At 34.0% G+C, this 20,955-nt stretch carries 13 protein-coding genes; 10 read left to right on the forward strand and 3 right to left on the reverse strand.

All coding sequences use genetic code 11. The features are described from left to right. Positions 1-14 precede the first annotated feature (14 nt). The 6 genes from ACFS5O_RS06735 to ACFS5O_RS06760 all read left to right on the forward strand — a co-directional run bounded on the left by ACFS5O_RS06735 (position 15) and on the right by ACFS5O_RS06760 (position 8,647). Positions 15-1,340, forward strand: coding sequence for a peptidoglycan-binding protein (locus tag ACFS5O_RS06735; RefSeq protein WP_205725212.1), 1,326 nt, complete (start codon positions 15-17; stop codon positions 1,338-1,340). Positions 1,341-1,522: 182 nt separating this feature from the next. Then, positions 1,523-3,535: a penicillin-binding transpeptidase domain-containing protein gene (locus ACFS5O_RS06740; RefSeq protein WP_205725213.1), complete on the forward strand. Its 2,013-nt coding sequence runs from the start codon at positions 1,523-1,525 to the stop codon at positions 3,533-3,535. Between the two features lie 331 nt (positions 3,536-3,866). After that, positions 3,867-4,520, forward strand: a complete 654-nt coding sequence (locus ACFS5O_RS06745; protein WP_205725214.1) for a C40 family peptidase — start codon at positions 3,867-3,869, stop codon at positions 4,518-4,520. Between the two features lie 173 nt (positions 4,521-4,693). Further along, positions 4,694-6,832, forward strand: coding sequence for a S8 family serine peptidase (locus tag ACFS5O_RS06750; RefSeq protein ID WP_205725215.1), 2,139 nt, complete (start codon positions 4,694-4,696; stop codon positions 6,830-6,832). A 158-nt stretch (positions 6,833-6,990) separates the two neighbouring features. Continuing rightward, positions 6,991-8,016, forward strand: a complete 1,026-nt coding sequence (locus tag ACFS5O_RS06755) for a processed acidic surface protein (RefSeq protein ID WP_205725216.1) — start codon at positions 6,991-6,993, stop codon at positions 8,014-8,016. Between the two features lies 1 nt (position 8,017). Further along, on the forward strand, positions 8,018-8,647 hold the full coding sequence (locus ACFS5O_RS06760) for a class D sortase (RefSeq protein WP_205725217.1): 630 nt from the start codon (positions 8,018-8,020) through the stop codon (positions 8,645-8,647). Positions 8,648-8,681: 34 nt separating this feature from the next. On the opposite strand, the gene ACFS5O_RS06765 is transcribed toward ACFS5O_RS06760, so the two are convergent. Further along, positions 8,682-9,617 carry an LCP family glycopolymer transferase gene (locus tag ACFS5O_RS06765; protein ID WP_205725218.1) on the reverse strand — a complete coding sequence of 312 codons (936 nt, stop codon included), beginning with the start codon at positions 9,615-9,617 and terminating at the stop codon, positions 8,682-8,684. 186 nt (positions 9,618-9,803) lie between these two features. Continuing rightward, a complete protein-coding gene (locus ACFS5O_RS06770) occupies positions 9,804-10,889 on the reverse strand; it encodes a glycosyltransferase family 4 protein (RefSeq protein ID WP_205725219.1) in 1,086 nt (361 codons plus the stop codon). Between the two features lie 410 nt (positions 10,890-11,299). Between ACFS5O_RS06770 and galE the strand changes: the two genes are divergently transcribed. The 3 genes from galE (at position 11,300) to ACFS5O_RS06785 (ending at position 16,139) form a co-directional block, all read left to right on the forward strand. Continuing rightward, positions 11,300-12,310: a UDP-glucose 4-epimerase GalE gene (gene galE, locus ACFS5O_RS06775; protein WP_205725220.1), complete on the forward strand. Its 1,011-nt coding sequence runs from the start codon at positions 11,300-11,302 to the stop codon at positions 12,308-12,310. A gap of 95 nt (positions 12,311-12,405) precedes the next feature. After that, positions 12,406-14,277 carry an LTA synthase family protein gene (locus tag ACFS5O_RS06780; RefSeq protein ID WP_205725221.1) on the forward strand — a complete coding sequence of 624 codons (1,872 nt, stop codon included), beginning with the start codon at positions 12,406-12,408 and terminating at the stop codon, positions 14,275-14,277. A gap of 185 nt (positions 14,278-14,462) precedes the next feature. Further along, entirely contained in the window at positions 14,463-16,139 is a 1,677-nt protein-coding gene (locus ACFS5O_RS06785; RefSeq protein WP_205725222.1) for an N-acetylmuramoyl-L-alanine amidase, read from the forward strand. A gap of 96 nt (positions 16,140-16,235) precedes the next feature. Here ACFS5O_RS06785 and ACFS5O_RS06790 read toward each other — a convergent pair whose 3' ends face one another. Beyond that, complete coding sequence (locus ACFS5O_RS06790) at positions 16,236-17,861, reverse strand: cell wall-binding repeat-containing protein (protein WP_205725223.1); 1,626 nt, start codon at positions 17,859-17,861, stop codon at positions 16,236-16,238. 328 nt (positions 17,862-18,189) lie between these two features. Here ACFS5O_RS06790 and ACFS5O_RS06795 point away from each other — a divergent pair, with 328 nt between their 5' ends. After that, positions 18,190-20,403 (forward strand): N,N-dimethylformamidase beta subunit family domain-containing protein, encoded by a 2,214-nt coding sequence (locus tag ACFS5O_RS06795; RefSeq protein ID WP_205725224.1) that lies wholly within the window; start codon positions 18,190-18,192, stop codon positions 20,401-20,403. Positions 20,404-20,955: the final 552 nt, after the last annotated feature.

A 20,955-nucleotide genomic window follows, 5' to 3' on the forward strand; every position in this document is an offset into this window, starting at 1 on the left:
AAAAGGAGGAAGAAATGGAAAATAAAAAGGTACTAAAACGTTTTATTATGACTTCTACTTTTGCTGGAGCATTCTTAGCAGCACCAGTAATAGGGGAAGCAGCACTTGGTGATCAAACACTTAAACAAGGTAATAGTCATACCGATGTAAAAGAGTTGCAGTCTATCTTAAAAAGTAAGGGGTATTTTCATTATCAAGAAACGACCACTTATTTTGGACCAATTACAAAAAAGGCAGTAATGGACTTTCAAAAAGCTAATGGTCTCGTTGTGGATGGAATTGTTGGAAAGAAAACATACGATAAGTTGTTGCAAAAAACTCATCAAGAAGAAGCACCGTCAGTAAAAAAACCGACAGTGCAAAAACCGACAGTGCAAAAACCGACAGTGCAAAAACCTAAAGTGTCAAAACCGCCGGTATCCAGTACTAAGCCCGCATCAAGTTCAAAAACTAGTAAAGTTTTAAAGCTTAATACAACTGGACCTGAAGTAAAAAAACTTCAAACTGATCTTAAAACTTTAGGATTCTTCACCTTTTATAAAACGACTGATTTCTATGGAACAATAACAACTGAAGCCGTTCGGAAGTTTCAAATTAATCAAAAATTAAAGGCGACGGGGACTGCAGACCAGGTAACACTTAATCAAATTCAAAAGCTAATAGCAGGAAAGAAAAAACCAGTGTCACAACCTAAACCAATTGTTACAAAACCTACATCACCTTCCAAAGAAACGGTTTTAATGAAATTTGGAAGTACAGGTACTCAAGTAATGCAACTTCAAACACGCCTGAAGAAACTGGGGTATTTTAAATACCATATGATTACAGATTATTATGGAACAGTTACAGAGGATAGTGTTGAGAGGTTCCAAAAAGCTAACAGTTTGCCGGTCACTGGTGAAATTACAAGCTCAGTATTAAATAAAATAACTGAGGTTGAGAAAAAAAAGGGACAAAAACCAAGCAATTCACGTAATCAAACCACTATTAATATTATTGCAAATGCTTCAGAGTATATGGGTGTACCTTATGTTTGGGGTGGAACTACACCAAAAGGATTCGACTGCAGTGGATTTATCCAATATGTTTATGCACAAGAAGGTATTCAGCTACCGAGAACTGTAGCGCAAATGTGGAACGCGACTTCTTTGGTCAGTAAACCAGTAGTAGGAGATCTAGTTTATTTTGAAACATACACCTCTGGGCCATCACATTTAGGTATTTACATAGGCAACAACCAATTTGTACATGCTGGATCAAGTACAGGTGTGACGGTCAGTGATATGAACTTATCCTATTGGAAATCCCGTTATTTAGGAGCGAAACGAGTAAATTACTAAAATAGTAATAAAAAAAAGCTGCTGTCTAGGTTTAATATGGCCTTGCATAGCAGCTTTTAATATTATATATGTGTTTTATCAGCAAACTATCAGGTGATTATCAGTCATATATTGTAAACTATTTTGTTATAATATATGAGTGTTAAAGTATATGAAAATACTAGTTGAGAAGGAGATGTGTTTTGAAGAATTATTATAAACTTATCCTGTTAATGGTCTTGTCCATTGGGCTTTTATCAGCTTGCTCAGAGCCTCCAAAGCCAGAGAATACATTAGAAAAATATGTTGGGTACTGGGAAAAACAAGATTTTAAGAATATGTATAAACTATTAGATACTAAATCGCAAGAAGCCATTTCTGAGAAAGATTTTGTTGAACGCTATGAATCTATATATAGTGGAATAGAAGTTAGTAAGTTAGATATAAAAATGAAAAAAAAGAAAAAAGACGATAAAGATAATAGTGAGAGTGTTAATCTTCCTTATACACTTAAAATGGAAACAATGGGTGGCCCGATAACATTTACTCAAAATATAAAATTAAACCTCGAGGAGAAAAAGGATACTGAAAAGTGGGGCATCCAATGGAATACGTCTCATATCTTTCCTGACATGAAAAAAGGTGATCGTATTTCTGCATCTTCCATATCTCCTAAAAGAGGACAGATTTTAGATAGCGAAGGCAAACCTCTTGCTGTAAATGGTGTGGCAGCAGAAATTGTTATTGTCCCTGAAAAACTGCCTCAAGATAAGGCGAAAACGCTGGAACCATTATCTAAAATACTTGGGATGACAACAGAAGAGATACAAAAACAGTTAGATCAGCCATGGGTAAAACAAGACCAAGCAGTTCCGATTAAAAAAATTTCGGTCGATGATCCTAAATTAAAAGATACTATTGCTCTAGAAGGCGTAGATTACCAAAAGAAATCAACTCGTCTTTATCCTTTAAAAGAAGCTGCGGCACATCTTACAGGTTATATTGCGCCTGTTTCAGCTGAGGATATGGAAAAGTTACAGGGAAAAGGCTATTCAGCACAAGATTGGATTGGTAAGGCAGGCCTTGAACAAGTTTATGAAGAACAATTGCGTGGCAAGAGTGGCGGCATTATAAAAATTATGGATAGTAAAGGTGAAGAAAAATCTATACTTGCACAAACTGAAGTTGAAAATGGAAAAGATGTAAAAACAACGATTAATAGCAAGGTTCAGCTATCCATCTATAATCAGATTAAAGCTGACGTTGGAACATCATCGGCTATCCATCCAAAAACAGGTGATGTACTAGCATTAGTGAATAGTCCATCATATGACCCTAATCAATTTACGTTGGGATTAACCAAGGCATTAAGACAAAAATGGGCAGATGATCCAAAGCAACCCATGTTGAACCGATTCAAATATGTTTATGCACCTGGTTCAACGCTTAAGCCTTTAACAGCTGCTATCGGACTTGAAAAGGGAACACTGGATCCTAATGCAGAAATGAAAGTGTCAGGTAAAACGTGGCAAAAAGATAAAGAAGCATGGGGTAATTATAAAGTAACAAGGGTAACGGATGTTCCTAGTGTAAATCTGGAAAAAGCACTCATCTACTCAGATAATATTTACTTTGCTCAAGCTGCGCTAAATCTAGGTGAAGACAAGTTTACGGAAGGATTGAAGAAATTTGGATTTGGTGAAGAGGTGCCTGTTTCATTCCCGTTCACTGCATCTTCTATTGGAAAAAACGGAATGAGTGAAGGGCAGCTCGCTGACAGTGGCTTCGGTCAGGGGCAGATTCAAATGAGTGCGCTACATGTAGCCATGTCTTACACACCTTTCTTAAATGAAGGAAACTTGCTGGCGCCACGATTGGATCAAGCGAAAGAGACCACTGTGTGGAAAGAAAAAGTAATATCAGCAGAAACAGCGAAATTAATAAGTGGTGATCTTGTTCAGGTTGTGGTCAATAAAAATGGAACAGCTCATAAAGATGCCTTTATGAAGAACTTGCCACTTGCAGGAAAAACGGGTACGGCTGAACTGAAATCCGCTGGAGAAGACAAGGGGAAAGAATTAGGCTGGTTTGTTGGCTATAATACACAAAATCCGTCCCTTCTTGTTTCCATGATGATTGAAGATGTTGAAAATCGAAATGGCAGTCATTACGTAACACCTAAAGTAAAGAATGTTTTTAGAGAAATATTTGAATAATAAATTAAAGCTGATTCAAAAGGTTCACGTCCTTTTTGATATCAGCTTTTTTTAATACCCATTGATCCAAAAGGTAATCTAATTAGCAGGGAATAACGACATGATTTAGCATAATATTACAAAAATTACACAGATGCTGTCAGATATGTAACGAACATGTAATAAACCAACCAGTCGACTTATGCTACCATAGACATAGGACGATGGGGTCAAGCAAAAGGTAGAAACATACAATACATACTTGTTTTTAACTACATAAATTGAACTAGTCTACTAGTATAACTTGAACCCAATTGGTTATATCTAGCCTAATCAATTGGAGGGTATTTTTATGAAAAAGAAACTTTTATCTATAGTAGTTGCTGCAGGTGTAATTTTATCTGGTGGAGAGTTTGCTCAAGCTTCAGTTGGAGATAACATTATTAAGACTGGTAATAAATATCTAGGAACACCTTATAAATATGGTTCAACGTTTGGAAATACACGAACATTTGATTGTTCATCTTTCACTTCATATGTTTTTGCACAAAATGGAATAACAATTCCTCGAACAAGTGTTGGACAAGCATCTGCTGGAGTTGCCGTATCAAAAGCTAATCTGCAAAAAGGCGATCTTATTTTCTATGATACTGATTTTGATGGTAGAGTTAATCACGCTGGAATCTATGCTGGTAATGGAAAAATGTTAAATGCACAATCCAATGGAGTTGCTTATACTGATGCATTTTCCAAGTATTATTGGGGAGCAAGGTACGTTAAAGGAAGACGAGTTATAAATCAGAAAGCTACGTCTAGTGCGGCAAAAAAACCTGTTGCTTCTAAACCAGCTATTAGTTCATCTAAAACAAAAACACATAAAGTTCAAAAAGGTGACACCCTTTGGGGCTTAAGCAAGAAATATAAAACGAGTGTTGCAGCAATCCAAAAGTTAAACAAACTAAAATCTACATCAATTAAAGTAGGGCAAGTATTGAAGGTACGCTAAGAAAGATACGAAGATAATTTTTAAGTTACATACTAACTAAGAAAAAGCATATTCTATTAAAGCAACCTATTAAAACAGGTTGCTTTTTTTGTTGCATAAAAACATGGAATTAAGTGGTAATAAGTGGTTTTTCAAGTATAATAAAATTATATTTTATAATCTTGGGGGCCATTATGAACAAAAAAAAACTATTAAGTTGTTTGGTTTTCACTTCACTTTGCTTTTCTTCTACCCATGTATCTGCCGCAAGTGAGTCAAGATCACATGAAAGAACAGCGTATACTATTCAAAAAATGTTTCAAGATAGAAACTACGTAAATACTGAGCTCATTGTCAAGTTTTCAAAAAAACTACATAAGAATGACAAGAGAAATTTTAAAAATCTCTTTAATCTAATAAATATTAAACCCATTGGAGAAGACTTCTATGTTATTTCTTTTTCCAACCAGACTAATTTACCTAAACTGGTTCAAAAACTTTACGATAACAAAATTGTAGAATTTGTAGAACCCAATTATAAAATACAAAAAGAATATATACCTTCTGATCCTTTGTATAAAAAACAATGGTTTCATTCCAAAATTAATACCCCTTCAGCATGGGATACTACAAAAGGTTCTAGCGATATAGTTGTAGCAGTAATAGACGGTGGTGTAGATGGCAGGCATCCAGAACTTAAAGGGAAGTTGTACAAGCCTTATGATGCTGTCGATGGTGATTCTACCTATTTTCCAGATGATCATGGAACACATGTTGCAGGCATTATAGCCGCATCACTAAATACTGTAGGAGTAACAGGAATAGCTCCAAATGTGAAAGTTATGCCTATAAATGTGTTTTATGGAGATTCAACAACTGCTGAAGAAATTTCATCCGCCTTATATTATGCTGCAGACAAGGGAGCGGATGTTATTAACATGAGCTTAGGAAGTTATTATTATAGCAAAGTTATAAACGATGCGGTTGCATACGCAAGATCTAAGGGAGCAATAGTTGTTGCTGCTGCTGGTAATGATCATGTAAACGAAAAAACATATCCAGCTGCTTATAAAGGTGTATTTGGAATTAGTGCTACCAACCATGCAGACCGTGCTTCTTATTTTTCCAACTACGGAAGCTTTGTTGATTTCGCCGCTCCAGGAGAGGATATTTATTCTACAATTGCCTACGGAAAATATGGTTATATGAGTGGAACTTCAATGGCATCCCCTGTCGTAACCGGTACCATTGCTTTAATGCTTTCAAAGAATCCATTTATAAATGAAACTCAGGTCGATACTATTTTGAAAAAATCCACTGTAGATCTTTATCAATCTGGAAGAGATAATCTTTCGGGATTTGGGAGAATTGATGCTTCATTGGCAGTGAAAAATACTCCAGAAGCACTTTCTGTCGCATCTTTATCATCAAAAGAATTAATAATAAATGGACTAAATACTATTTCAACGTCTTATAAAGCTTATACAGGTTCATTAGTCTCCATAGTTGTAAAAGATGCAAAAGGGAATATTGTAAAAACCATTTACAAAAATGCTAAAAGCAGTGGTAAACAGGTAAACATAAAATGGGACGGAAAGATAGATAATGGCAGTTATGCAGATAGTGGAGCTTACAAAATAATAGCTTCGGCAGTGAAAGGTTCTTCTTCTAGGTCAAAAGAGCTTTCTGTGAACGTTAAGAATAAATTAAAGCCATCAATAGCTGTTGGGAAAACGACAATTCATTATTCTCCTAAAGTTTCTAAGGCAGGTATTGTACATGTAAAACTTAACAAAACACAATTAGTTACTGCAAAAATCTTTGATTCAAAAGGTGGACATGTGAAGAATATTATAACTAACAAAATTATAATAGGTGGTAGTCAGACGATAGGTTGGAGTGGTAAAAATAGTTCTGGAAAGCAAGCACCTGATGGAAATTATCTGATGAGGTTAGATAGTATAGATTCTGATAATCAAAGAGCAGATCGAAAGACAGTTGAGATAATAGTTGATAGCAAGCCTCCACTAATAAAAATTAATTCGATAACGCCCTCTGTTTACAAAACAGGTAAAAGTATGACAGTTGTAAGTAATTTCTCAATCAATGAAACTTCAAACGTAACGATTTATGTTGTTAACAACAATGGTCAAAAAATAAGAACTTTGGCTAACAAGAAGTCTCTAAAACTAGGAACACATAGTCAAAGTTGGGATGGTAAGGCTGAAAACAAGACCTTCGCAAATGCGGGGAAATACAGGTTTATTATCGAAAGTATTGATGTTGCGGGTAACAAATCCTTAATTCAAAGTAGTTGGTTTTCCTTGAAATAATAATAAATTTTTGACACTTCTTTTCTCAATGAAAAGGGGTGTTTTTTATCAACTCGAGTATAAAAAATTATCAATTTATTGGAAAAAATTTATATACAAATGTAATTTTTTACCCTATGATTAAGTTATTGTCAAATAAATAAAAGGGTGGGTTTTAGTTGAAGAAATACTTTGCTTTTTTGTCTGTTTTTGCTCTATTATTTTCGCTATTTCCAAACGTTTCATTTGCAGCAGTTGATGAAAAAGAGCTAACTGAATTTTTGGAGGAAGTTAGTAGTGAGCGAGGAATTGAGTTTTCGAAAGTAGATCTTGAAGACTATGTAATGGAATATTTTGAAGAGGATCTTGCATTCTTTGAAAATGTTACAGAATTAAGAGATTCTCTAGGTGCCGTTATTAAATCAGACTATAGTAACCTTGAAACGATATATGAAGATTATGAGTTAGACCAAGAATCCTTATTTTCATTATTAGAGGAAAATGGAGAGAGTATTGATAACTACATATTTGTAGATGATTTATATTTTGATGTAAGCTTCTTTCTAGACGTTGAAGAGATGCCTGAAATGCCTGAAATTGGCGATATGTTTGCTGAATTTGATCTGACAGAAGATGAACTTAATGCTATGATGGAACATTTAGTAGCACTTGAGGACAAACTTTCTGATCCTGCAATGGAAGAGCGTCTAATGGATTTAGCTGATCGAATGATGGCTTTTGAAGACTTTGAAAGTGTTGATGATCTAACAGATGCACAAATTTCAGAGTTTCTATCTATTTCACAAGAATTATTAAATATTTTTGAGCTTCAACCTAAGTTTTTTCTAACGAATGGGACAGATACTCAACCTCTTTCATTAAAAGAATTACTGTATTTAAAAGATATGAAAAAGGGCTATAAACTAAAAATCGAGTTCTATGATTTGAAGGGTAAGTTCATATTAGATATGTTATTTACTGCTGAAATGATTGGTGCAAAGATTATACAAGAAACAGGTAAGGATATTAAAGAAGTACCAAAAGTAGTTGAGAAGATTGAAAAAGTTAAAAGTTCACCAAAACATAAAACAGTTAAAGGGGCAAAGCTCCCAAAGACTGCATCTGACTATGGAACTAATATGATGTTAGGTTTAGGAATCGCACTAGTTGGTGGTTTTATGTTTAGACGTTTAAAAATCCAATAAGATGAAAAAAAACAAAAGAATCATATTTTTAACAATTTCTATTTTCTTTATCTTTTTCGGTTTATGGTTTTCTTCAACAAATGCATACAAATTTGCTAAAGGTTATTTACTTTTTAAGGTGGGACAAGAAGAGAGGCAGATGACTTTTACTAAATTAGAAACAAAAGCAGTAGCTACCAAAAAAGGACCATCAAAAACCGAATTATATATCAATCGTCCCAAGGTGGGAGAAAACATCGGGAATTTATACATCCCGAAGTTGAAAGCAGACCTACCCATTTTTCATGGAACGAATGAGGATGAACTTGAAAAAGGTGTAGGTCACTTTGCTGATAGCGTCTTACCAGGAGAGCAAGATAATTCTGTACTTTCTGGGCATCGGGACACTGTATTTCGTAAGTTGGGTGAAGTGAAAAAAGGTGATCTGCTTGTCGTAACAACGGTCGCTGGAGAATTTACTTATAAAGTAAAACAAGTCAGAATCGTCGATAAGGATGATCGTACGGTAATTGTTCCTAAACCTCGGCCAACTTTAACTGTAAGCACATGTTATCCTTTTAATTTTGTTGGAGCCGCGCCAGAAAGATATGTTCTTGTAGCTTTTCTGGTAGAATCAAACATTAATTCATAATAAAAAACGGATGGCCCAACGAGCCATCCGTTTTTTATAGTTCTAGATGTTTTTTTAGCATAGAGCTAATCCGAGTTCTTTCCTCTTCGTTCACATTAAAGTAATAAACTCCACTTATTTTTCCACCTTGACCACTAATTTCAATAGATTGTACGCTTTTTCTTGCACCCTTGTAATTAGCTTGTATGTCTTTCATATCATCAAAGGACATATTTGTTGCAATGTTATCGCCAAGGACATCTAATATATTGCCTAGTTTAGTAATAGAAGATACTTGTGCACCTTCATTAATAATTCCGTTTACTACTTGGCGCTGCCTTTCATTACGGCCAAAATCTCCTCTAGGATCAGCTTTTCTCATTCTAGAGTATGCTAGAGCTTCATCACCAGTAAGATTTAGAGTGCCTTTTGGAAAAGAATAGCCTTGGTAATTGAAAGCTAATCTTTGGTTATTTACACTAACACCACCTAAAGCATCTACGATTTGTTTGAAACTTTCCATATTTACTTTCATATAATAGTCGATGGGAATATCCAGAAAGTTTTCAACCGTTTGTATCGTCATATTCGTACCGCCGAACGCATAGGCATGGTTAATTTTATCTTCCTTGCCTCTACCGATAATTTCTGTCCTTGTATCACGAGGGATACTAGTCATATAAGTAGAATTATCATTTGGATTTACAGTCACAACCATTAATGTATCAGAACGGCCACGATCACCTTCACGTTCATCGACACCCAAAACTAAGATAGACAAAGGGTTTGTAGAAAGATCTAATTTTTTTTCTCGTTTTTTTGATCCTGACCATTCACTTTTTTCATGCATCTTATGTGCAGCTTCTTTTACTGAGTGATAAACATAATAGGTGTAGCCTGCACCTGCGAGTAATATTATACTAAGAAAAATTAGTAAGCCTTTAAGAAAGGGTTTTCTTTTCTTTTTTTTTGTTTCCGATCTTAATCCCATAACATTTTCTCCTTTATACGATTTACATATATCGTAAAGTTTTTACAATGTTTTACTTTTGTGTCGTCACTTATTATATAAGACTGTACGATGGATTTCAATCCAAAATTGTGTGTATTTACTAGTTTTATAGTTGGACAAAAAGAAGAAAGTCTATGCGCTTAACATAGACTTTCTTCAAAAAAACTATTTTGCTTTCGAGCGATTTATGTTTCTATCTTGACCAAATACTCTATTATATACGTAGAGTAGGGGTCTATATTTATGATGAACCAAACCGATTAGTTCTGCTATTAGTTCCAACATGAGCAACAGACCGAAAGTTATAGCTAACGAGCCCCAAAGTGTTGTCGTTGAAAATAGGACTGCTGAAATACTAAAAATTATGCTTAATACATAGATAACAATAACAGTTATTTTATGTGACAAGCCTAACCGAAGTAATTGATGGTGAAGATGCCCTTTGTCAGCAGCAGAGATTGGCTGTCCGTTTGCAAGTCTTCTTAGTATTGCAAAAGTTGTATCAAAGATAGGAACACCGAGAATAATAATGGGAACGACGAAACTGAATAACGTAACACTTTTATACAAACCGAGCAACGATAGTATCGCGATACAATACCCTAAAAATAATGCACCAGTGTCTCCCATGAATATTTTAGCTGGATTGAAGTTGTAAAACAAAAATCCAACCGTTGAACATAAGACAATCATTGAAATGGTTAAGATCATAATATTACCATTTAAACCCGCCATAATTGCGATGGTAGCTATGACAATTGCAGAAACTCCAGCTGCCAGGCCATCAAGACCATCAATTAAATTTATTGCATTTGTAATGGCTAAAATCCAAAGTATAGTAATGGGATAAGTTAGTAAATCTAAATCAAAATGTCCTATAAAAGGAATTGTAATAAAATCAATTGTTAAACCTGTATGGGCCACTATAAAAGCTGCGATAAACTGACCTAATAGTTTATATTTAGGAGATAGAGAATAGAGGTCATCAATGATACCTACAATAATTATAATAATCCCAGCAAGCGTAATTCCTTTAATCGATTGATTATGAAGTCCAGCCGCAAAATAACCTGCCATAACTCCTAGAAAAATGGCTAATCCACCAAGTCTAGGCATGAGCTTTTTGTGTACTTTTCGTGCATCAGGCTGATCTGTAGCTCCTATTAAAATAGCTAACTTTATTACGAATGGTGTGATGAATAAAACTACTAAAAAAGAGAGAATTGCTGCCAAAAATATTTGAAAATTCATAAATACCTCATTTACTTTTTTAATATTTTAAAAAGAGCGAGTAGGTAGTTAAATATATTTCTCTTCCCATAATTATAAGTTGGTAATCAGTGGATATCAATCTTTAATTCAATTAAAAAGGTGTATTTTTATCAAAATTCGACAGCAGTATTCACCAACCATTGAAGATAATTAAAATCTTGTAAAATAGTAATCATAAAAGTAGAATCATTGATCCGAGATAGAGTATCGCATCAAGTTTAGTTATAATTGAGTATTTTTAAAATATGTACCAAATAAAGTACGCTATCTAATAAGATAAGCCTGTTAGAATGAAAAACCTTACTGCACAAAGGGTTTATCTAATATAAATGTGCTTATGTATCCCTAATCTGTTAAAATAAATAAAAAGTATCATTGGAGGTTTAATCATGGCAATACTCGTTACAGGTGGAGCAGGCTACATTGGAAGTCATACAGTTGTTGAACTTGTCCAATCTGGCTTTGAGGTTGTAATAGTTGATAACTTTATGAATAGCAATACTGAAGTCATTAATCGAATCAGTGAAATTACAGGTAAAGAAATTAAATTTTATAATATTGATTTATTGGATAAACAAGGTCTGAGTAAAGTGTTTTCTGATAATCGAATAGAAGCCGTTATACATTTTGCAGGATTAAAAGCAGTAGGGGAATCTGTTGAGAAACCGCTCTATTATTATCACAATAACATTACAGGATCCCTTATTTTAAGTGAAGTAATGAAAGAGTTTGGGGTTAAGAAGATGGTCTTTAGTTCATCTGCCACTGTATATGGTACAGCTGAGACGGTACCACTTAAAGAAGATACGCCTCTTGGTGCTACAAATCCATATGGTTGGTCAAAATTAATGCTAGAACAAATATTTAGCGACTTATATACTTCGGATAATGAATGGAGTGTTGCTTTACTTCGTTATTTTAATCCAGTTGGTGCTCACGAAACAGGATTGATCGGAGAAAATCCAAGTGGAATTCCCAATAACTTAACACCTTATATTACACAAGTGGCAGTAGGTAAACTTGATAAGTTACGAGTGTTTGGTAACGATTATAATACAAAAGACGGTACTGGTGTACGTGATTATATCCACGTAGTGGACTTAGCAAAAGGACATCTTAAAGCGCTAGATAAAGTATTAACGAATAATATAGTTGATGCATATAACCTAGGAACGGGTGAAGGATACAGTGTTCTTGACATTGTAAAGACTTTCGAAAAAGTTACGGGTGTAACTATACCTTATGAGGTAACGGACCGTCGCCCGGGAGATATAGGAGTAAGTTATGCTGATCCGGACAAAGCAAGACAAGAATTAGGATGGGTAGCTGAACATAGTCTTGAAGATATGCTGCGCGATTCTTGGAATTGGCAGCAAAAAAATAAAAATGGATATGAGTGATGGGGAGATCAGCCAATATTTGGCTGATTTTTTACTTTTGTTAACTAACAAAATAGATTAACATCATATAGTAGTTATATTTAGGAGGTAAAGAATTGCAAAACAAATTAAAACAAATAATAGGGAAACCTGCTGTAATATATTCAGTTATACTATTTTTAAAGTTAATGATAATCAGACACATATTATTTGGAGAAATAAATGTATTAAGTTCTTTAGCAACGGATATGCCGTTTATTTTGTTATTTATAATGTTTGCGGTACTATTGCCAAACACTAGATTGTTTAATTTATTTTTAGTTAACTTATTTTACAGCATTGTATTTTTTATACTCATTGTATATGTAAAGTATTATCAAATACTTCCCACATACTATGACCTATTTCAAATCAATCAAGTAGGAACAATAAAATCTGATATTTACGATTTAATAAATCCACGTTATTACCTTGTATTTATTGATGTCATTATCGTATATGTAATATTAAAGTTTTATCAAAAAAGAACTCGCAACAATGGAACCTTGACTTCAGGCCTAGTAATAATTTGTATAATCTGTATATCCGCTCAATTTTACTTTAACAAGAATAAACAAATTACAGATGTACTTGCATTGGCAAATAATAAGGGTATCTTTCAATATGAATTAATGCAGTATTATCAAGATAAAGCACTACCAGCACTTGCTGATAAGGAAAATTTATCCAATGAAAAGATTTATGCCCTCAAAGGACTTAAATCTCTAAATCAGAAGGACATTAAATATTTTAATATTGCATCAGGTAAAAATGTAATCATTATTCAGTTAGAATCTTTTCAGAACTTTTTAATTGATCTTAAAGTAGATGATAAAGAAGTTACACCTACCTTAAACTCATTAGTAAAAGATAGTTTTTATTTTAGCAACACTTACCAACAAATAGGAGCAGGGAATACATCTGATGCAGAATTTTTAATTAATACGTCGCTTTATCCTGCTGGGAATAAACCATCTTCTAAGATTTATGAAGATAAAATTATCCCAAGTTTACCAAGAGTATTGAGTAAACATGGGTATTATACAGCTACTTTTCATGCAGATAATGTTGAATATTGGAATCGAATAAAGTTATATCCTTCTTTAGGTTTTGATAAGTATTATGAGGAGTCTTTTTTTGGAGATAAAGAAGTTATAGGTTTTGGACCTTCAGATGAGGTTCTTTATGAAGAAACTTTAAAAGAATTATCTGATCTTACAGCAAAATACAATAAAATATATGCTCATGTATTAAGCATGACTAGTCATACCCCATTTGAACTCCCTGAAGAAAAACAAAGAATACAATTACCTCAGCAATTTAATCATACCAAGATAGGCAATTACCTTAAATCTACTAACTATGCTGATTACGCATTAGGCAAATTTATTAATGGTCTTAAAGAACGCGATTTATGGCAAAATTCAATAGTAGTTATCTACGGTGATCACTCTGGGTATCATCCAAAGCCAGAAGAAGTGAAAGATAAGAAATTAATGGAAAATATCCTTGGCCATCCTTATGGTTTAGCAGACCGTTTTAATATTCCACTGTTGATTCATCTGCCAGGAGATTATAAAGGCAAAGTATCTAACTTAGCTGGCCAAATTGATATAATGCCTACGGTTACAAATCTATTAGGTGTTAATATAAATAACCAGATTCATTTTGGACATGATCTCTTAAACTATGAAAATAATATACTCGGAATGAGGTACTATTTACCTGCAGGTTCGTATTTTGATAAAGAATTCCTTTTTGTAAATCGTGAAGAAAAAGGAAGAGGTGAAGTTTATAACTTACAAACAAAAGAATTGATTGTAAAAAATGAACCTTTTTATGTAGAGAATAGTAAAGCGTTTAAAAAAAAGGATACGATCCTAAAACTACTAAATCTTTCTGATTATTATTTAAATAACTTACCTGAAAAGGATGATAAGTCTTTCTAAAATACCTGGATCGGAAAACCATTTACTAATAATCGTAAATTAAATAAATTTTAACCCTTATGTATTCCTACATAAGGGTTTTTTAGTTCTATATTCATATTTTGTAGAAATTTATAATATTTTAGCAAAATATTCAATAAAAAGGATATAATTACTTAGAATGTTTATCTGAATGAGGGGGAACTATGAAGAAAAAAATTAGTATTCTTATTTTTGCATTGGCACTTTTATTTTCAAGTAATGATGTAGCCGGTGCCAGTAGTGCAGTAACAGTAGAACGTGTTAGTGGTCAAGATCGTTTTGAAGTAGCTGTAAATGTTTCAAAGAAAGGTTGGGGCTCTGGAAGTTCAACAATACTATTAGTAAACTATCAAGCTTTTGCGGACGCACTTTCTGCATCTCCGTTAGCTTATAAACTTAATGCGCCTATTTTATTAACAAATCCTGATCGATTAAATACTAAAACTGAAGAAGAGATTAAAAGGTTAAATGCTTCAAAGGTTATTATTATTGGGGGAACAGGCAGTATTAATCAAAATGTTGTGTCGAGAGTAACTAGTCTTGGTAAGACTGTAGAAAGAATCGGCGGAAAAGACCGTTATGAAGTGGCATATAAAGTATCTCGCAAATTAAGTCCTGCCGGAAAAGTAGTCATTTCTAATGGTACTACATTTGCAGATGCACTTAGTATTTCTCCTTATGCTTCTAAACATGAGTATCCTATTCTTTTAACAGCTAAAGATAGATTACCTTATTCTACACAAAAAGCTATTCAAGAAAAGAATCCTACGCAAACAATTATTGTTGGTGGAACAGGCAGCATTTCAAGTGCAGTTGAAAGTCAATTGACTAGTCCGCTTAGATTAGGTGGAAAAGACCGTTATGAAGTAGCAGTGAATATTGCGAAGAGATTTAGTCCTACATCAACAAAAGCGGCTATATCAAATGGAACCACTTTTGCAGATGCTTTAACAGGATCCGTACTAGCTGCGAAACAGAACATGCCTTTGTTGTTAACACAATCGAGTTCTATTCCGGTTGTAACAAAATCTTATATTGATCAAAGTGAGATTACTAGATTTACGATTTTTGGAGGGACGGGATCAGTAAGTAATACTGTCGTCTCACAATTAAAAGGTGCTCTTCCTTTAACAGGTAAAAGAATTGTACTTGATGCAGGGCATGGTGGATCAGATCCTGGTGCTGTAAATGGCACTATCTATGAAAAAAATTTAAATATGAGTTTTACAAAGATGTTAGCGGGTCATCTGAAAGGTATGGGAGCTGAGATCATATATACTCGGGATCCATCAAACGATCAATTTATTTCTCTTGAAGATCGAGCGACTTTTGCTAATGGAAAAAGTGCACATTTATTTATTAGCATTCATCATGATTCGTCAGTTGATAAAACTGCAACAGGTCAAAGTATTCATTACAGCAGTTATCGACCTGGTATTGAGACAAAAGATGCTTATGTGGTTTTTGCAGGAAAGAGTTATCCTTTTGTTAAGGAAGATACACAAAAAAAATTATTTTACTATCGAGATGGCAGTACAGTCAAAAGCATGAGTTATCAAGGAGATATCATTGCTTACGATACGGTTTCACCATCTCCTGCTGCTGTAGAAAGTAAAAATCTTGCACCTGTAGCATCGACTGCTATTAAGTACAGCGGTATTGGTGCAGGGTACATTAAGGATCACAACTTATATGTAACACGATGGACAACCATGCCTTCTATCCTGATTGAGCTAGGGTACATGTCTAACACAAACGAGATCTCTTTATTGAAACAGTCTAGTGTACAAAATAGCAGAAGTTTATCTTTAGCGAAAGCAATTGAAAATTTCTATAAATAAGGCTGTTTTCGTAAACGTTGTTGTTCTTGAAAGTGGTTGAATTCCGTAGAGACAAAAAAAGAGCTTCCCTTAATGATTTAAGGAAGCTCTTTTTGTTTACTTGATAAAACTTGAAAGCTGCTGTTCTGTCGTTGTCGCGATTGAACCAGTACCACCAAGAATATATATTAAGTCTGTTTCACCTTGTTTTTGTTTTAAATAATTTATGATATTATTTTCTACTTTAGTTGAAGTTGTTAATAAGATTGGTGCTCCTGTGAACGATGCAAGTGGGCTTCCGGAGAGAGCATCTGCAAAAACGTCTCCTCTTGCCACTACCAAAGAGCTTAGATCCATTCCATAGTTTTCAATTCCATAATTCGCAGTATTGATTGACACTTGATAACGGTTTAAACCGCCGATTCGATCAACAAAGGCATCACTGCGTAATTGTTTAATCTTCGTTTTAACAGAGTCAGAAACAGTAGCTGGTCCACCTACAATAATGAAGTTATTAATGTCTGGATTATCTTTAATGAACGCTTGAATAGAATCTGGTACTGTACTTGTTCTGACTAATAAAATTGGCATACCTGCATAGCCTGCCATACTAGATGCAGATAGTGCGTCTGGGAAATTTAAGCCGCTTGCAATAATAGCTGTATCGGTGTATTCAGCCAACTGTTTTGCCACACTTGCAGAAACTTCAAAACGGTCTTTTCCTGCGATTCTTTGGATAGTTTGTACTCCTAAAGATCGCAATTGGTTTTCGACTTTTGTTGAAACAGAACCAGTACCTCCCAAAATTATAGCTTTTTCAGGGCTACGCCGGATTATTTCATCAAGTGTCTTATTTGGCAACGCATGGGTACCAGTTAATAAAATTGGTGAGTCTTCTAATGCAGCCAAAGGTCCACCGGATAATGCATCAGTGTATAAATCACCGCGTGTAATAATAATTGTATCAGAATAAACTCCTTGATCTTCAACTTCTTTGCTTATTCCAGCAGAAACTTCAAAACGGTCTTTTCCTCCTATTCGCTTTATTCCGGGTGATATCACATTATACAACGACAATACAGCATTGTTTGAATCTGTATTTAAAGCACTAAATGTTAATGAATTATAACCCGCCTTTAAGGATACAGCTGTATTAAAAGATTTCCCAAGACTAATTGGCTCTTCATTGTTTAAATAAAAAGCCAACTCATTAGCATCTGTTGTGCCTGTAACATCAATATGTGTATTTCCTTTTGCAAGCCTAAGACTTTGAGAACTAGGATTAGAAATGGTTAGAGAAGGTAATAAAACGGATGGCTGTTCTTTATAAATACCATAAAATTCATATTCATACCCCTGTGAAAGTTCGCTGTCACCTTGAATTATAAAGATATATTCGCCATGAGGAAGGTTAAAAGGCTGATCGTATTCGAACTCAATTTCTTCTTGGGTACTCATGTTGGTTAAAGTTACATTGATATCCTCTTCACTGTGAAATTTTGAGATTTTGAACTGTCCACCTGCTGATTCAAAATAATACTCATGAATAGAATGCATATCTATCCTTTGTTTATAGGTTACAGTGGTTTGAACTGCAGATTGCGCAAGGTGATTGTTTTGGTGAAATTCACGTTTGTTTGTGGAAAAAGGATTATTTTCAGACGTATTTGCACTTACCCCAGTTGTGAACAATAAAGAAGCTGCTAACGATACAGAAAAAGCGCTGGCTGTTATTCTTTTCAATCGATCTTTCCCCTTTAGTTAAGCTATACCATTTGGCATGCAAATTAATAATATATGATTTTTAAAATTTAACACAATAGGAATAACTTACCATTAATGTTTTTAAAATTGTACTAAACAAACAACATAAGATTACGATGATAGATTATGAGAAACAATTCTACATAATGTTAGGAAATTATAATGGAGAATGCTGATTTTTAACTTAAGGAGAATCAGTAAGTTCATAAAAACTCAGATGAATAATTGTATATATTTGTTAAGTACGCATAATCCTTAAAAAGTAAAATATGCTAAAATAATGAAAAAGGAACGAAGAGGAGATAGCATGAAAAAACATATCTTATTATTTTTGGTTTTGTTTTGTATTTTATTATGGGGGGATAACAGAAAAGTAGATGCTGCATACTTAAAAAAAGAACGTTTATCCGGTAAAGATCGTTTCGAAGTTGCTGTCAATGTTTCTAAAAAAGGCTGGTCATCTTCAGATACAGTATTTCTTACAAATTACATGGCTTTTGCTGATGCATTAGCAGCTTCGCCATTAGCTTTTAAAAACAATGCCCCTATTTTATTATCCAGGTCTGAGAGATTAACGGACACAACTAGAAATGAAATTGTTCGATTAGGTGTTAAACATGTCGTAATCATAGGTGGAACAGGCAGTATTTATCCTGCAGTTGCTTCTGAATTGAAAGCTATGAATATCTCTACTCGGAGAATTGAAGGTCAAGATCGCTTTGAAGTAGCTTATAATATTTCAAAAGAATTAGATCAGAAAGGCAAAGCAATAGTTACATATGGTCTAAACTTTTCAGATGCATTGGCTATAGCTCCATACGCAGCCAAAAATGGCTATCCCATATTATTAACTCATAAAGATCAATTGAATGAATCTACAAAAAAAGCATTAGCTGAAAAGAATATTAAGCAAACTTATGTTATTGGAGGGGAAGGCAGCGTTTCTAAAGCTGTTTATAATCAACTTCCACAGCCTTCTCGTATTGGTGGGAAGAACCGATACGAAGTTGCAGCGAACATTATTAGACAGCTAGAACTATCAACGGAAAAAGTTTATATGGCAACTGGCCAGTCATTTGCTGATGCTCTTACTGGTTCTGTTCTTGCAGCAAAAGAATCTTCACCGCTATTGCTTACCTATCCCAAATCTATTCCCTCAGAGACTATCAATATCATGGGGGATAAGAATATTACCAATTTGACTATCCTAGGTGGACACGCATCTGTATATGATCAATCTTTTACAGTTTTTCATAATTGGGAGATAACAAAATCAGGAGGTAATCGCCTTCAAGGATATACATCAAAAACGTCTGTAAAACCAGGAGAGCTTCAAACTTTTTATCTAAAAAGTAATAAGCCTTTTGAGTTGCAAATATTTAGAATGGGTCATTATGATGGTGAAGGTGGAACACTAGTTAGAAGTATGAAAGGTTTCAATGCTCATATTCAACCTAGGTCTTTTAATACTGAAAACATGGATGCTGGATGGAGGCCAACAACATCATTTACTATTCCTAAAGAGTGGAAGAGTGGATTTTATTTAGCGAAGATTACTAACTTGGATAATGAACAATCCTATATGCCTTTTGTAGTTTCGAATCCTAATCCTTTTGCAAATGTGGATGCGGCAGTTCTAATTTCAACAAATACTTACCAAGCCTACAACAATTGGGGCGGGAAAAGTATGTATGGATATAACAGCGCAAATAAAGTTCCAGCAATTAAACTTTCCTTTAATAGACCTTATACGGCTGGGAACGGAGCAGGAGAGTTTTTTGCTTTTGAATATAATTTAGTTAGATGGCTTGAAAAACAAAACTATAATTTGACGTATTTAACAGATGATGACGTTCATAAAGGGGCATTAAATACCCTGAACGCAAAGTCCCTCATCATAGCGGGTCATGATGAGTATTGGTCAAAAGAGATGAGAGATAGTATTGAGGAACAAACTAACTCTAAAATGAATATAGGGTTATTTAGTGCTAATGTAGGTTATTGGCAAATTCGTATGGAAAAGAACAATCGTGTAATGGTTGGTTATAAAGCTAGAGCATTTGAGGATCCCTATCAAAAAATTGATCCTTCTAAAGTAACAACAACATTTAGATCATCACCCGTGAACCGTCCAGAAAATCAAGTTTTTGGAATGATGTATCATGGTATTCCAGAAAAAACTATGCCCTTAGTTATTACAAATGCAACACATTGGCTTTATAAAGACACCGGGCTGAAAAATGGTGAGAAAATATCTGGGGTTGTTGGTGGAGAGATTGACCGCTATGACAAAGAAATTCCAAATGTGGAGGTAATCGCTGCCTCACCAGTTAAGTTATATGGTAAAGAATCAGTGTCACATGTAATTTGGTACCAAAAACCACAAGGTGGAAAAGTATTTGCAACGGGCACCTTTTATTGGAATTGGTTCCTGGATCCGTATGGAAAAAAAGATTATGCGAATTTTAATCAAAAAATAGAACAAATTACTATAAATGCCATGAATGAGCTTTTAAAATAGTAAGAAATCCTTTATCTTAATTTGTTTTTTACAGCGTTTAAAATAATTGCCTTTTCTTAAATGTTATTAAAAATTTGTTGCTATTATAATGTTGAAATCTTTTCGAATAACAGTAGATAACTCAGCATTATTTCAAAAGCAATAAACTTTAAAAAAAGTGGATCTACACTTAAATAATGTTTAAGAGGAGGCTCTATTTTTATTTGATCCGATATCATTAAAGATACATTTAAATAAGCAGGCTATTGAATTAATGTTATCATTTGTTTAACATTGCTCTTACCCTCAGCATTTTAAAACTCCACTTGTCCTCATGTACTTTTATGTTGAATCTCATGTAAAAAATTATGGCTACTGAAATAGAGATGTATAAATAAAGAAAACATTTCAAAGACTTAATGAAGCTAAATCTTTAATTATTGGGGGAAGTATAATGCCGATTAGCCAAAAGTGCATGTTTATGTCTGTGAGATCACACCGTATTTAGTCAGGAGATTAAATCTTACACTAACTTGATAAAATCAACTTTAAATTTTACAAACTTCCCTAAAG

Source organism: Fictibacillus nanhaiensis (assembly GCF_042686385.1).
Classification (GTDB): Bacteria; Bacillota; Bacilli; order Bacillales; family Fictibacillaceae; genus Fictibacillus; species Fictibacillus nanhaiensis.